The sequence below is a fragment of the Lysobacter sp. Soil_N_23 genome, from assembly GCF_057656135.1.
This window is the reverse complement of record NZ_JBDGKY010000013.1, coordinates 115,502-129,307: the sequence shown is the minus strand read 5'-3', so window position 1 is coordinate 129,307 and position 13,806 is coordinate 115,502. Positions and strand designations below refer to the sequence as shown.

Annotated in this window: 15 protein-coding genes; 7 read left to right on the top strand and 8 right to left on the bottom strand. The window is 67.4% G+C overall.

The window, feature by feature from the left end; all coding sequences use genetic code 11:
• Positions 1-201 precede the first annotated feature (201 nt).
• On the bottom strand, positions 202-588 hold the full coding sequence (locus tag AC3A3X_RS11600; protein WP_487583179.1) for a YchJ family protein: 387 nt from the start codon (positions 586-588) through the stop codon (positions 202-204).
• A gap of 91 nt (positions 589-679) precedes the next feature.
• On the opposite strand from AC3A3X_RS11600, the gene AC3A3X_RS11595 reads away from it, so the two are divergent.
• Positions 680-1,387: a UPF0149 family protein gene (locus tag AC3A3X_RS11595; protein WP_487583178.1), complete on the top strand. Its 708-nt coding sequence runs from the start codon at positions 680-682 to the stop codon at positions 1,385-1,387.
• A gap of 292 nt (positions 1,388-1,679) precedes the next feature.
• Positions 1,680-3,905, top strand: a complete 2,226-nt coding sequence (locus AC3A3X_RS11590) for an NADP-dependent isocitrate dehydrogenase (RefSeq protein WP_487583177.1) — start codon at positions 1,680-1,682, stop codon at positions 3,903-3,905.
• A gap of 380 nt (positions 3,906-4,285) precedes the next feature.
• Here the strand turns inward: AC3A3X_RS11590 and AC3A3X_RS11585 are convergent, their stop codons facing one another.
• The 4 genes from AC3A3X_RS11585 to AC3A3X_RS11570 form a co-directional block, all read right to left on the bottom strand.
• Positions 4,286-5,356, bottom strand: a complete 1,071-nt coding sequence (locus AC3A3X_RS11585) for a DUF4344 domain-containing metallopeptidase (protein ID WP_487583176.1) — start codon at positions 5,354-5,356, stop codon at positions 4,286-4,288.
• A gap of 92 nt (positions 5,357-5,448) precedes the next feature.
• Complete coding sequence (locus AC3A3X_RS11580) at positions 5,449-6,417, bottom strand: DMT family transporter (RefSeq protein ID WP_487583175.1); 969 nt, start codon at positions 6,415-6,417, stop codon at positions 5,449-5,451.
• A 161-nt stretch (positions 6,418-6,578) separates the two neighbouring features.
• On the bottom strand, positions 6,579-6,812 hold the full coding sequence (locus AC3A3X_RS11575; RefSeq protein ID WP_487583174.1) for a hypothetical protein: 234 nt from the start codon (positions 6,810-6,812) through the stop codon (positions 6,579-6,581).
• A gap of 161 nt (positions 6,813-6,973) precedes the next feature.
• Positions 6,974-7,192, bottom strand: a complete 219-nt coding sequence (locus AC3A3X_RS11570) for a hypothetical protein (protein ID WP_487583173.1) — start codon at positions 7,190-7,192, stop codon at positions 6,974-6,976.
• A gap of 169 nt (positions 7,193-7,361) precedes the next feature.
• Between AC3A3X_RS11570 and AC3A3X_RS11565 the strand changes: the two genes are divergently transcribed.
• The 3 genes from AC3A3X_RS11565 (at position 7,362) to AC3A3X_RS11555 (ending at position 9,946) form a co-directional block, all read left to right on the top strand.
• On the top strand, positions 7,362-8,330 hold the full coding sequence (locus AC3A3X_RS11565; protein WP_487583172.1) for a LysR substrate-binding domain-containing protein: 969 nt from the start codon (positions 7,362-7,364) through the stop codon (positions 8,328-8,330).
• Between the two features lie 67 nt (positions 8,331-8,397).
• Positions 8,398-9,270: a class I SAM-dependent methyltransferase gene (locus tag AC3A3X_RS11560; RefSeq protein ID WP_487583171.1), complete on the top strand. Its 873-nt coding sequence runs from the start codon at positions 8,398-8,400 to the stop codon at positions 9,268-9,270.
• A 142-nt stretch (positions 9,271-9,412) separates the two neighbouring features.
• A complete protein-coding gene (locus AC3A3X_RS11555; RefSeq protein ID WP_487583170.1) occupies positions 9,413-9,946 on the top strand; it encodes a pseudouridine synthase in 534 nt (177 codons plus the stop codon).
• 68 nt (positions 9,947-10,014) lie between these two features.
• Here the strand turns inward: AC3A3X_RS11555 and AC3A3X_RS11550 are convergent, their stop codons facing one another.
• Together AC3A3X_RS11550 and AC3A3X_RS11545 are read right to left on the bottom strand one after the other, a co-directional pair.
• Positions 10,015-11,004, bottom strand: a complete 990-nt coding sequence (locus tag AC3A3X_RS11550; RefSeq protein WP_487583169.1) for a DMT family transporter — start codon at positions 11,002-11,004, stop codon at positions 10,015-10,017.
• Positions 11,001-11,135: a hypothetical protein gene (locus tag AC3A3X_RS11545; RefSeq protein ID WP_487583168.1), complete on the bottom strand. Its 135-nt coding sequence runs from the start codon at positions 11,133-11,135 to the stop codon at positions 11,001-11,003. The genes AC3A3X_RS11550 and AC3A3X_RS11545 overlap by 4 nt, the downstream gene beginning before the upstream one ends.
• Before the next feature lie 239 nt (positions 11,136-11,374).
• On the opposite strand from AC3A3X_RS11545, the gene AC3A3X_RS11540 reads away from it, so the two are divergent.
• Complete coding sequence (locus tag AC3A3X_RS11540; RefSeq protein WP_487583167.1) at positions 11,375-12,487, top strand: hybrid sensor histidine kinase/response regulator; 1,113 nt, start codon at positions 11,375-11,377, stop codon at positions 12,485-12,487.
• A 77-nt stretch (positions 12,488-12,564) separates the two neighbouring features.
• Here the strand turns inward: AC3A3X_RS11540 and AC3A3X_RS11535 are convergent, their stop codons facing one another.
• Positions 12,565-12,921: a hypothetical protein gene (locus AC3A3X_RS11535; RefSeq protein ID WP_487583166.1), complete on the bottom strand. Its 357-nt coding sequence runs from the start codon at positions 12,919-12,921 to the stop codon at positions 12,565-12,567.
• A 142-nt stretch (positions 12,922-13,063) separates the two neighbouring features.
• Here AC3A3X_RS11535 and AC3A3X_RS11530 point away from each other — a divergent pair, with 142 nt between their 5' ends.
• Positions 13,064-13,729, top strand: coding sequence for a Fe2+-dependent dioxygenase (locus AC3A3X_RS11530; RefSeq protein ID WP_487583165.1), 666 nt, complete (start codon positions 13,064-13,066; stop codon positions 13,727-13,729).
• Positions 13,730-13,806: the final 77 nt, after the last annotated feature.

Here is a 13,806-nt window from a genome sequence, read left to right as displayed (position 1 = left end):
TTAGCCCCTCTCCCGCTTGCGGGAGAGGGGTTGGGGTGAGGGCCACCGAAGACCGTGCAACGAAACACCGAAGCGTCGTCCGCCGGGCCGCAGACGCAAGCCCAACACGCAACAGCAACAGCAACAGCAGGTCCCTCACTACGTTCGGGACGACAAGCGATGTAGTCCGCCACGCAAAGGAGAACCTTTCCTGCGAGGCGATCAGCGCGACGGAAACTCGCCGTCGACGTAGAACCAGCGCCCGTCCTCGCGCACGAAGCGGCTCAGTTCGTGCAGTCGCACCGCCGGCGAGCCGCCGGACTTGTAGCGGGCGACGAATTCGACGATGGCGCCGTCCGCGCCCGTCATCGCATGCCGCCTGACGTCCAGCCCGAGCCATCGCGTTGCCGCGACGTCGCCCAGTTCGATCTTTGCTGGCCGGCTATCGGCATGCCAGGTTGCCAGCAGGTAATCGGTGTCGCCCAGGACATACGCGCTGTAACGCGACCGCATCAGCGCTTCGGCGGTTTCGGCGATGGCGCCGGCGTGCAGCGGCCCGCAACAGGCGGCATACGGGCGGCCGAGGCCGCAGTGACACGTGGCTGTCATCGAGTTGGACGCTGAACCGGGATCCCGCATTCTCGGCGAGAAAACACGCATGCGACTACCATGTCGCGTTTCTGTGATCGCGAGTCCCCCGATGAAAGCCCCCGCCTATCTCGACGACACCCAGATCGAACAACTGGCCGAGCTGCTGGAACAGCGCGCGGTGCCGTTCAAGGGCTTCAACCTGGAAGCACTCGACGGCTATCTGTCCGCGCTCGCGGTCGGCCCGGAAGTCATCCCGTTCGAGCAGTGGCAAGGCCCGGTCTGGGGCACGCAGCCGCGCTGGAAGGACGACGAGGAGCGCGAGACGGTCGAGGCCCTGCTGCAGGGCCACTGGAACATGGTCAGCCAGCGCGTCCGCTTCGGCGACGACGACCTGCCCGACCACCTGGCGCCGCTGCTGTGGCTGCCCGAGGACCCGGAAGAGGAGCAGGAGGACGACCTCGACGTCGGCCGCGACTGGGCGTTCGGCTTCTTCCGTGGCGTGGAGCTGAGCGAAATGCCCTGGGACACGTGGCTGGACGAGCATGAGTGGATCGACGAGATCTTCCTGCGCTTCGACCGCCTTGCCAGTGGCGAGGTCATCGGCGAGGATCCGGAGCAACCCGGCACGCCGGTCAGCTACCGCGAGCGCCTGGAGATCATCGCCAGCCTGCCCGGCATGCTGGCCGACCTGCACCACCAGCGCATCGAGTCGCTGACCCCGCGCGAGCCGATCCGCCGCGAAGCCACGCCGGACCGCAACGAGCCGTGTCCGTGCGGGAGCGGCAAGAAGTACAAGAAGTGCTGCGGGGCCGGCTGATTCCCCCTGCGTAGGAGCGAGCTTGCTCGCGATGCCTTTCGCGACGGAACCGCTGATCGCGAGCAAGCTCGCTCCTACCGGGTACGGGTTCAACACGGCCGCGTATGGACGCTCATGACCCACACCGTTGCGCCCCGGCGCTTTGCCCGCCCCGCCTAAACCGCGACAATGCGACGGTTGCGCGCCCGTGGGCGCGCGTCGCCATCGGCAAGCACCGGCGTGAGCCGCCCGGTGCTGCCCGGCCTGCCCAGGCCTCCCGACCACACTGCCTCTGCAAGCGAGTCACGCCGACATGCCCAACACCCCCAAGATCATCTATACGCTGACCGACGAAGCGCCGTTCCTGGCCACGCAGTCGCTGCTGCCGATCGTCGCGGCGTACACCGCCACCGCGGGAATCGAAGTGGAGACGCGCGACATCTCGCTGGCCGGTCGCATCCTGTCGCAGTTCCCCGACTTCCTGAAGGACGAGCAGAAGATCGGCGACCACCTGGTCGAGCTGGGCGAACTGGCGACCACGCCGGACGCCAACATCATCAAGCTGCCCAACATCAGCGCCTCGGTGCCGCAGCTCAAGGCCGCCATCGTCGAACTGCAGCATCAGGGCTACGCGCTGCCGGACTACCCGGAAGAGCCGCAGGGCGAGCGCGAGAACGAGATCAAGGCCCGCTACGACAAGATCAAGGGCAGCGCAGTGAACCCTGTGCTGCGCGAGGGCAACTCCGACCGCCGCGCGCCGGCCTCGGTGAAGAACTACGCCCGCAAGCACCCGCATCGCATGGGCAAGTGGAGCAGCGATTCGAAGTCGCACGTCGCGCACATGGACGACGGCGACTTCTACGGCAGCGAGCAGTCGCGCCTGATCGAGAAGGCCGGCACGGTCTCGATCGATCTGGTCGGCAAGGACGGCCGCCGCCACATGCTCAAGACCAACCTCAAGGTCAAGGCCGGCGAGCTGATCGACGCTTCGGTGATGAGCGCATCGGCACTGTCGCGCTTCATCGACGCGCAGATCGAGGATGCCAAGGCGCAGGGCGTGCTGTTCTCGCTGCACCTGAAGGCGACGATGATGAAGGTCTCCGACCCGATCATGTTCGGCATCGCGGTCAAGCGCTTCTACCGCGACGTGCTGGCCAGTCATGGCAAGGAGCTGGAGCAGGCCGGCTTCGACCCCAACAACGGCATCGGCGACCTGTACGCGCGCCTGGCGTCACTGCCGGCCGACGTCGCCGCCGCGATCGAGACCGACATCGTCACGCAGTACACTCGCCGCCCGGCGCTGGCGATGGTCAACTCCGACAAGGGCATCACCAACCTGCACGTGCCCAGCGACGTGATCGTCGACGCCTCGATGCCGGCGATGATCCGCGACTCGGGCTGCATGTGGAACGCCGACGGCAAGCTGCAGGACACCAAGGCGGTGATCCCGGATCGCTGCTACGCCGGCATCTACCAGGTGGTGATCGACGACTGCAAGGCCAACGGCGCCTTCGACCCGGCGACGATGGGCAGCGTGCCCAACGTAGGGCTGATGGCGCAGAAAGCCGAGGAGTATGGCTCGCACGACAAGACCTTCCAGATCCCCGCCGACGGCACGGTGCACGTGCTCGACGAGGCCGGCAACGTACTGATGGAGCACGCGGTGGAAGCCGGTGACATCTGGCGCATGTGCCAGACCAAGGACGCGCCGATCCAGGACTGGGTCAAGCTTGCCGTCAACCGCGCGCGCCTGAGCCACACCGCGGCGGTGTTCTGGCTCGACCCGCAGCGCGCGCACGACGCCAACGTGATCGCCAAGGTCGAGAGCTACCTCGCCGACCACGACACCAGCGGCCTGGATATCCGCATCCTCGCTCCGGTCGATGCGATGAAGCTGTCGCTCGAGCGCATCCGCAAGGGCCAGGACACGATCTCGGTGACCGGCAACGTGCTGCGCGACTACCTGACCGACCTGTTCCCGATCATGGAACTGGGCACCAGCGCCAAGATGCTGTCGATCGTGCCGCTGATGGCGGGTGGTGGCCTGTTCGAAACCGGCGCCGGCGGCTCGGCACCCAAGCATGTGCAGCAGTTCGTCGAAGAGAACTACCTGCGCTGGGATTCGCTCGGCGAGTTCCTGGCACTGGCCGCCTCGATCGAGCACATGGCCGACCGCCACGGCGACGCCCGCGCGCGCGTGCTCGCCGATGCCCTCGATGCCGCCAACGGCAAGTTCCTCGACAACGACAAGTCGCCCTCGCGCAAGGTCGGTGGCATCGACAATCGCGGCAGCCACTTCTACCTGGCCATGTACTGGGCCCAGGCGCTGGCCGCGCAGGATGCGGATGCCGGGCTGAAGGCGCGCTTCGCCAAGCTTGCCGCTGTGCTGGGGAGCAACGAGGCGAAGATCGTCGAAGAGCTCGCGGCGGTGCAGGGCAAGCCGGTGGATATCGGCGGCTATTACCACCCGGATGTCGCGCTGATGTCGAAGGCGATGCGCCCGAGCGAGACGTTCAACGCGGCGGTGGCGGCGCTGTAAGGCGATACCAGCGTTCGTGGGTGGAGAAGGCCCGGCGAAAGTCAGGCCCTCGGCCCTCATCTCATCAGCATCGTCACGTCATCCCGGCGAACGCCGGGATCCACTGTTGCTCCTGCGCCAAGTGAGAGCAACGCCCCTGGGTCCCCGCCTTCGCGGGGATGACGGTGGGGGGGACGGCGATGGGGATGGCGTACCGCTCGTCCCGCCCACTCCGTCATTCCCGCGAAGGCGGGAACCCAGTGACGTTGCATCCTGTCAGACCGTCAGAAGCAGCAACGGCAAAGTCAAAATGGATCCCGGCGTTCGCCGGGATGACGTGACGTTGCTGGTCGGATGTGGGCCTGGGTCCCGGCGTTCGCCGGGACGACGGAGATGCAACGTCAGCGCGATTGCGGCGTCGAAGGACGCACGTAGGGCAACGACGCATTCCGGTCCCGCTCCCGCTCGCGCTGCTGGAACAGCCGGTTCGCCTTCTCTTCCGTCATCTCGAACTTCGGCGCCACGTACGGCAACAACAGCCGCAGCCACGAACGGCTGATGCGCCTGGCTTCCTCCGGACAGCCCTTGGCCCTCGCCTCCGGCAGATCACCGTCGGTGACGATGCTCAGATAGCGCGCCGGATCGCTGCCATACAACAGGCATTGCAGGTTGAAGTAGCGCTGCTCACCGAGCGCATGCTGATCGGCGTAGGCATCGAGGTTGTACTCGCCGGTGCTGCGCGCAAGGAACCAGTTCGAGGCCATGCGCAGGTTCTCGGTCACCACCGTGGTGGACTCGTCCAGGCCGGCGAAGCGCAGCATCAGCGTGGTGGCGAGCTGGTCGACCGCGTCCTCCTCGCGCCCGGTGATCGGGATCTGCAGCATGTTGATCAGCGCGTGGCCGGTCTCGTGCAGGATGATGAAGCGCACGTTGGCTTCGAGGTAACGCTGCGCGTAGTCGTCGCCGAGCTTGTTCTGCGCGGCCATCTCGCGACCGCGCTCGAGCAGCACCTTCATCGTCTCGTAGCACATCACCACTTCGCCGCGTTCGGGCGAGTAGAACGCGTTGGGCTCGCCACACTCGGCGGTGAGGTAGTTGATCTGTCGCGGCAGCATCAGCATGCCGTCGATGGCGTGCACTTCCGGCAGTTTGTGCAGCATGTCGCCGTCATGGGCGAGCTTGTAGTACTCCTCCAGCGCCGGCGTCTTCGGCTTGACGTACTCGTAGCCGAACTGCACGCCGCCGGCCTTGGAGTCGGCATTGGCGGCCTTGCCGAACACGACCGGCTTGAGCGCGGCCAGTTCGTCGGTGACCGCCTTCTCGGCGTCGGCGCGACCTTCGGCCCGGCCCTCGGCGCGTGCCGCCGCCAGTTTCGCCGGCTCCCGTTTGGCGACGATGAGCGAATAGGCGAAGGCGCCGCTGACCGCACCCAGGGCCAACGACAGCGTGACGATCAGGACTCTTGGCGACATGCGCTTCCCCGTTGCGCTTGACAGGCGTGGCGGACCACGCGCCACGCCCGGATCGTAGCGGCTCGCGAGGCGCGGCGGAACCGCCCTCTCGTTCAGGTGCCATGGACCTCCGCGACGGCAGGCTCCGGACGGATCCGCACCGCCCACATCACGCCGCCGATCAGCAATGCGATGCCAAACAACGTCAGCGCGCCCGGCATCCGTCCGCGCAGCGCGAAGGCATAGGCCAGCGCTGCCAGGGTCTCGAACACGATCAGCTGCCCGGCCAACGCGGTCGGCAGGCGCTGGCTGGCTTCGTTCCAGCAGGTGGTGCCCAGCCAGGAGGCGAACAGGCCGATCGCCGCCATCAGGCCGATGAAGAACCACGGCCGCGGACCGAACGGCATCGGGAATTCGGCGCCGGCCAGCGCCATGCCCAGCCACAGCAGGCCATAGCCCGCGGCGGCCAGCGGCAGCGTGGCCACGCCCTGCGCGGTCGCCCAGGTGCGCGGACTGCGGTCCGGGTGGGCGCGCAGCCAGTCGGCATTGCGCAGCGGGTACCAGGTCCAGCAGGCGACGGCGACGATCGCAAGCAGCGCGCCTTGCGCATAGCGGACCGGATCGGCGTCGGGATCGGCACGCAGTGCCTGCAGCTCGACATGGTTGACGCAGCCAATGCCGGCGGCGATCAGCACCAGCGATGGCAGCAGCGCGCGCCACGGCAGACGGCCGTCACGGCGGTGGTCGCGCAGGTTCGCGCTGATCGCGATCACCACCGGCAAGGTGCCGATGATCATCGTCGGCAAGGGTGCGCCGGCACGCTGGATCGCGCTGGCCAGGCACAGGTAGTAGATGAGGTTGCCGATGACGACCAGCTTCACCGCTTCGAGCCAGTCGCTGCGGGTGAGCCGTCGCAGCGCGGCGCGGTCCATCCACGCCAGCGGCAGCGCGATCAGGCCGAAGGCGAGGTAGCGGCCCACCGACTGCAGTGCCGCCGGGTACTCCGGCAGCAGCAGCGGACCGACGAAGACCAGGCCCCACATCAGGCCGGCGGCTAGCGCGTAGAGGGTTCCGATCCACATGGTGTGGATTCTGGTACAGCACGGCGTGCGTGTCTCGAACCAGATTGCGGCCGCCCCTGCCGTTGTAGGAGCGAGCTTGCTCGCGAACAGATGCAACTGCCGTCGCCAGGTCTGTTCGCGAGCAAGCTCGCTCCTACGGTGCGTTTGGCTGCGGCGGGATTTCAGTAGCGCATCAGGTGAAGCGGCGGATAGACCAGCGGCGGCTCGGCCTCGATTGCACGGGTGGGCGCCGATTCATCGATGTCGTCTCCGTGCAGACCTGCGCTCGATAGGGCGAAAGCGCGCGGCTGGTTGGGGTGGCGAGCGTACCGCTGGCCAAACAGCGGCATGCCGAACGCCAGTTCATGGCCGGTGGGACCGGTATCGCGCAGGGACTCGTTCTTGAACAACTGCATGGCATTACTCCGTGGGGGGAGGGAGTAGTCGAGCCCTGGCACCGTCCATGGCGCCCTCTCGACTTCGTGTCCAGGCTAGCGCTCGACGGTTACATCACGCCTTCGCGTGCGTTGCTGTTTTGTTCCGTTCATTCGCTCGCGGTGCTTGCAGTGCGTCGTGTTCAGGCACAGCAACCGATGGCGTCGCAGGCGTCGAGCTCCGGCGTGGACCGCGTGTCCTCCGCCCGGCGCGCAGCGCGCGCGTGGCCCAGCGGGGCGAAGTACTTCTCCGATGCGGCGCGGTTGCCGTAACCGTGCGTGTAACGGTCGTCGTCCTCATCGAGCAAATGCGGTTCGGCCAGATCGGGCTGCAGGAACAACAGATTGGTGAAGACGTTCATGGCGGACTCCCGGATTGATCCTGCCTGCCTGGCGTGGACAACTTCCTTGAACTGGATGCAAGATAGGCCCGCAGGTTTCTAATGAAAAGCGACAGTTTTGCAACCGAGAGTTGAGTTAGATTCAAGTCTCAGCCAGCGCAGAAAGCCCACAGGCAACTGGAAACCGTCCATGAGTCGTCCGCCCCTGCAGGCCCTGATCGGATTCGCCGCCGCCGCGCGCATCGGCAACCTCACGCGTGCGGCCGAGACGATGCATCTGACGGTCAGTGCATTGAGTCACCAGATCCGTGCGATCGAAGAACGGCTCGGCCGGCGCCTGTTCGTGCGCGGTGCACGCGGTGTGCGCCTGACTGACGACGGCCAGGCACTGTACGAGCGCATCGCGCCGCACCTGGACGCGATCGAGCGCGCGTTGCAGCCTCGCGTTTGCCGCGACGACTCGTTGACGATCACCTTGATGCCGTCGTTCGCATCGAGCTGGCTGGTGCCGCGTTTGCCGCGCTTTCTTGCCGCCCATCCGCAACTGGAGATCAGCCTGCAATCGAACATCGGCGTGGTCGACTTCGCCCGCGAAACCGCGATCGATGCCGGCATCCGCTTCGGTCCGGGCAAGTGGCCGGGACTGGAAGCGGTGCACCTGTTCGACGACTGGGTGACGCCGACCGCGAGCCCGGCCCTGCTCGAACGCCTGGGCTACCCGACCCTGGAAACGCTCGGCAGCTTTCCGTTGCTCGGCGCGCCCGGCGGTCGCTGGAGCGAATGGTTCGCCGAGTTCGGCGGCACGCCGCCGGAACGCTTCGTCGCCATCCTCGACGATTCGGAAAACCTGCACCGCGCCGCCGCCGAAGGGCTCGGGATCGTGCTCGGACGGATGACGCTGGCGCGTCCGCTGATCGAGGCCGGACGCCTGGTGACGTTGTTCAACGAGCGCTTCAAGGCCGAGTTCGCCCATTACCTGGTGTTTCCGCCGCGCTCGCGCGGACACGGCGGCCTGGCGGTGTTCCGCGACTGGCTGCTGGAGGAAGCACAGGTCTACGAGGCCGCCGAAGCCATACCGCCGCGTCGTGTCGGCGCGGCACGCAAGGCGGCGAAGGTGGCACGTACGCCGCCAGCCGGTAGGCGCCGCAAGGGCAGGTGATGGCCGCCGCGTGCGCTTGGCGTTAGGCTGGCGCCCCCGTACCGAGCCAAGGCCTGGAGCCCACCGCATGAAACGCACGCTGCCCGTCGTCCTGCTGTCCAGCCTGATGTCTGTTGCCCTTGCCGGCTGCGCCAGCAACGCGCACGAATCCGCCGCCGAAGCCGCCACCGCCGGCCCGAGCGCCAAGCCGGACAACAGCACCGCCCTCGACGCCGCCATCGCCGGCAGCACCCGCGATCCGCGCAATGTCGCGCGCGACCAGTATCGCCACCCGCGCGAGACGTTGACGTTCTTCGGCGTGTCGCCGCAACAGACCGTCATCGAGATCACCCCGGGTGCCGGCTGGTATTCCGAGATCCTCGCGCCGTACCTCAAGGACGGTGGCCACTATGTCGCCGCCGTCTGGGACGACGCGATCGCGGGCCAGCCCAAGTACCGCTACGACCTCAACAAGACCTTGCGCGGCAAGTTCGCCGGCAACGCCACCGTCTACGGCACGCCGGAAGTGCGCGTGTTCGATCCGAAGGCGCCGAACTTCGGGCCGGCCGGCTCGGCCGACACCGTGCTGACCTTCCGCAACGCCCACAACTGGGTCAGCGACGGCAATGCCGAGGCCTACTTCAAGGCGTTCCACGACGTCCTCAAGCCGGGCGGCACGCTCGGCCTGGTCGACCATCGCGCCAAGCCGGACGCCGACCTGGACTCGCAGAAGAAGTCGGGCTACCTGACCGAGGCGCTGGTGATCCAGCTGGCCCAGGGCGCCGGTTTCGTGCTCGAGGAGAAGAGCGAGGTCAACGCCAACGCCAAGGACACCACCGACCATCCCAACGGTGTCTGGACGCTGCCGCCAGTCAACCGCCACGACGCCGCCGATGACGCCAAGTACAAGGCGATTGGTGAAAGCGACCGGATGACGCTGCGGTTTCGCCGGGCGAAGTGAGGCAAGGGCCTTAAGGCAAGGGCGGGAACAGGGAACGGGGAACAGGGAACGACGCCGTGTCGGCGCAGCGATGCACGGATCTGCGGCGGCACTTCGTTCCCTCTTCCCTGTTCCCGCTCCTCATTCCCGCATCTGCCCGCTCATGCTGATCGCCTTCAACAAACCTTATGGCGTGCTGTGCCAGTTCACCGACCGCAGCACCCCGCCGCGACCGACGCTGGCGGGTTTCGGCCTGCCGCCACAGGTCTATGCCGCCGGCCGACTCGACCACGACAGCGAGGGCCTGCTGCTGCTCACCGATGACGGCGCGCTGGCCCATCGCCTGACCGATCCGCGCCACAAGCAGCCCAAGACCTACTGGGTGCAGGTCGAAGGCGATCCGGGCGAGGAACAGGTCGCGATGCTTGCGCGCGGTGTCGTCCTCAACGACGGACCGACACGACCGGCGCAGGCGCGATGCATCGAAACGCCATCGCTGTGGCCGCGCGATCCGCCGGTGCGCTTTCGCAAGAAAGTGCCCGATGCCTGGCTCGAGATCACGATCAGCGAAGGCCGCAACCGCCAGGTACGGCGCATGACCGCCGCGGTCGGATTGCCGACGTTGCGGCTGGTGCGCGTGGCGATCGGACCCTACCGCCTCGGCGATCTGCCCTCCGGCCAGTGGCGCGATCTGTAGGAGCGAGCTTGCTCGCGAACAGGCTGGCGGCGCGTAAACGCTGATCGCGAGCAAGCTCGCTCCTACGATCAGCCCCGCGTCTCTTCGCGGGGATCGGTGTCGGCGGGAAAGTTCGCCACCGGCACCGAGTTCGCCCCCGGCCGGGTGATCAACAGCACGCCGCCGAGCACCACCGCGGTGCCGATCAGCTGCACCGCCGTGATCGGCTCGCCGAGCAGCCAGGCGCCGAGGAACACCAGCGACACCGGCCCGATCACCGACATCTGCGCGGCCGAACCCGCCCCCAGTCGCGCCACCGCGCCCATGGTGAAGGTCACCGGCAGGAATGTGCAGAAGATCGCGTTGACCAATGCCAGCCAGTACACCGGCGCGGGCAACTGCAGCAGATGCACCGGATCGCGCAGCAGCAGGTAGTGGATCACCGTCGCCGCGGTCGACACGCACATCGCATATGCCACCAGCCGCAGCGAGCCGATGCGCTGGATCAGCTGGCCCGACATCGCCAGGTACAGCGCGTAGCTCAGCGCGGCCAGCAGTACCAGGCCGCTGCCGAACAGCACGTGCTCGCCCTGCACGCGCAGGTTCTCGACGAACACCAGGGCGACGCCGGCGTAGCTCACCGCCAGCGCGATCCATTCCTTGCGCGCGACCTTGCGACCGAAGGCGAACACGCCGATCAGCAGCACGAAGGTCGGATTGAGGAACAGGATCAGACGCTCCAGCGACACCGGCACGTATTCCAGTCCCCAGAAGTCGAACAGGCTGGAGAGGTAGTAGCCGAGCACGCCCAGGATCAGGATCAGGCCGAAGTCGCGGCGGCTCATCGGCGTTCGACCCGGCCGCCGCGATTCGTGGATGCCAAGGATGACGAACAGCGGCAGCGACATCAGCATCCGCAGCGCCAGCACGTCGAGCGCATCGATACCGTAGCGGTACTGGAACTTGGCCAGGATCGCCTTGGCCGAGAACAGCACCGCGCCGACCGCGGCCAGGGTGAAGCCGACCCGACGCGCGGCAGGGCCCTGGGACAGGGCGGTGGTGGCAGCAATCCGGCTCATTCTGCGCAGTCGCCGTCGGTGGCCGGCGACAGCCCGCGATGGCGTTCCGACTTGCCAAACACCTTGCCGTCGGAAGCAAACGGGGCGACCTGCAGCGACGAACGGCCGAGCGGGCGGAGGGACTGGTGCATGGGGGGGTGGCAGCGGGAGTAGGGTGTTACATGATGCGGCGCGTTGTGGTCGTTGGGGCAGACGCATCCCGCAACACCGTGTTGCGGATCATGACCGGATGTCGACCGATGCCGGCACTGGATTGCCGGCAATGGGGTGTCGAATGCACGCAATCAGGCGGGTTTCTGCTAACGTCTGGGCCGATGCTGCCGCGGCGCGAGAGGGGACGTCGCCGCCACGGGGACACGGACGCATGGCCATGGCAACAAGCAACGCAGGCCCGAGCACTTCGGGACGCATCCTGGTCGTCGACGACCAGAACGTGAACCTGCGCGTGGTCGGGACCCTCCTCGTCCGCCAGGGCTACGAGGTGATCACCGCCGGCAGCGGCGAGGAGGCGCTGCAGCGCTACGTCGAATCGCCGCCCGACCTGATCCTGCTCGACATGATGATGCCCGGCATGGACGGCTTCGACGTGCTCGCCTCGCTGCACGAGCTGGGCCCATTGCAGGTGCCGGTGGTGTTCGTCACCGCGGCCCACGACCGCGACCTGCTGCTGCGCGCCTTCGACGCCGGCGTGGTCGACTACGTCACCAAGCCTTTCCTGCCCGAGGAACTGCTGGCCCGGGTCAATGCCCACGTCGGCCTGAAGCTGACCCGCGACCGCCTCGAGCGCGTCGCCCGCGAGCGCGAGGAACTGGTCAACCTGGTCGCCCACGACCTCAAGAATCCCCTCAGCAGCGTGCTGTTCGCCGGCGAGCTGCTGCGCAGCGGCGTGTGCAAGCCCGAGCGGGTGCCGCGCTACCTGCAGATGATCCACGAGAGCGCCGACGACGCCCTGGGCTACATCCGCCATTACCTGGAAAGCCAGGCCGGGCGGCTCGAGCAGGAAATTCCCGCCGAGCGTGCCGACGTGGGCGAGACCCTGGAATGGCTGTTGCAGCGCTACGAAATCCAGCTGGAAGCCCGCGGCATCCGCATCGACCTGCGACCGCCGGCCGGCCGCGCCGAGGTCGCGATCCACCCGCGCGTGCTGCGCCAGGTCAGCGAGAACCTGGTGACCAATGCGATGAAATACGCGCCCGACTGCGAGCTGCTGCTGACCGCACGCAGCGGTGCGCCGGGCTACTGGCAGCTGATCGTCGCCGACCGCGGGCCGGGCATTCCGGCCGATCGCCAGCGCGAGCTGTTCAAACCGTTCGTGCGGCTGGACGAAGGCACCAACCCGGACGGCCTGTCCAACGGCCTGGGCCTGTCGCTGGCCAAGCGCATCATCGCCAATGCCGGCGGCCAGCTCTGGTACGAGCCGCGCCGTCACGGCGGTTCGCGCTTCATCATCGAGCTACCCGAAGCGGCCCCGCTCACTTTGTAGGAGCGAGCTTGCTCGCGATCGGGCACGGTGGACCCTGAGGGGGATCGCGAGCAAGCTCGCTCCTACCCCGTGCAGGGCTATTGGCTTTCGACGCGGCGACTGCGGCGCGGGGCTGGCCGCTTCGTGCTGCGCTGCGCCTCGACCCGGCGCGAGGAGCCTTCGATCGCTTCGCCATTCTCGGCCTGGCGCGCGCGCCGCTTGGCCGCATACCAGAGCAGCCCAGCCCCGGCTACGGCGGCGGCGACCAGCACCGGGTTGCGGCGCACGAACTTGCCCGCCACCTGCACCCCGCCCTTGACCACGCCGAGCTTGGCGCCGGTTTCGAGCCACTTGCCTGCCTGCCGGGTGACGCCTGGCACGGCATGGCGGATGTTGTCGCTGACCGCGGAAGCCAGTTCCAGGGCGCGTTCGGGCAGGTCGGAGAGCTTGCTCATCGTGGATGACCCGGGAAGACAATGACAGGCCTGCAGTGTCCACGCCGGTTCGTTGAAGCGGCGTGAGCGGAGCGCGAGGTTGCCGGCTCTTGGCTGAATGCCGATCATGGCCGTCGCCTCGTTCGCTCCTGCGCGGTCCGCCATGATCCGAGTGTTGCCCGACGTGCTCTCCGCCGCCGAACTGCAGGCGGTGCGCGACTTGTTGCCGCAGGTGCGCTTCGGCGACGGTCGCGTCACCAACCCCGACTCGTCGGTCAAGCAGAACCTGCAGGCGCCACAGGAAGATCCGGCCAACGCGCGTATCGCCCAGATCGCCCGCGATGCGCTGATGCGCTATCCGGAGCTGCGCGTGTTTGCCCAGCCGCGGACGATGGCGCGGACCACGGTGGTGCGCTACGAGCCGGGAATGAACTACGGCTGGCATGTCGACGAGGCCTTGTTCCCGTCGACACCGCCGATGCGCAGCGATCTGTCGTGCACGGTGTTCCTCAATGACCCGGCCGACTACGACGGCGGCGAGCTGACCATCCAGCTCGGCGCGCAGGAGCTCACCTACAAGCTCGAGCCCGGCAGCGCCATCCTGTATCCGTCCACCACCATCCATCGCGTCACGCCGGTCACGCGCGGCGTGCGCCTGGCGGCGATCACCTGGCTGCAGAGCTGGGTCGCCGACAGCGGCCGGCGTGAACTGCTGGTGCAACTGGAAGAAGCCCGTGCACTGGCCGCCAGCGGCGGCGACCGCCAGCGCCTGCAGGTGCTGCTGGAATCGCTGCGGACCAATCTGTTCCGGATGTGGGCCGACACCTGATCGTTGCGCCGATGCACTGATCCGCCAGGCGACGACGATGTCGCGCAGTCGTGGATGCTCTTCCGCAGCCACAGCAC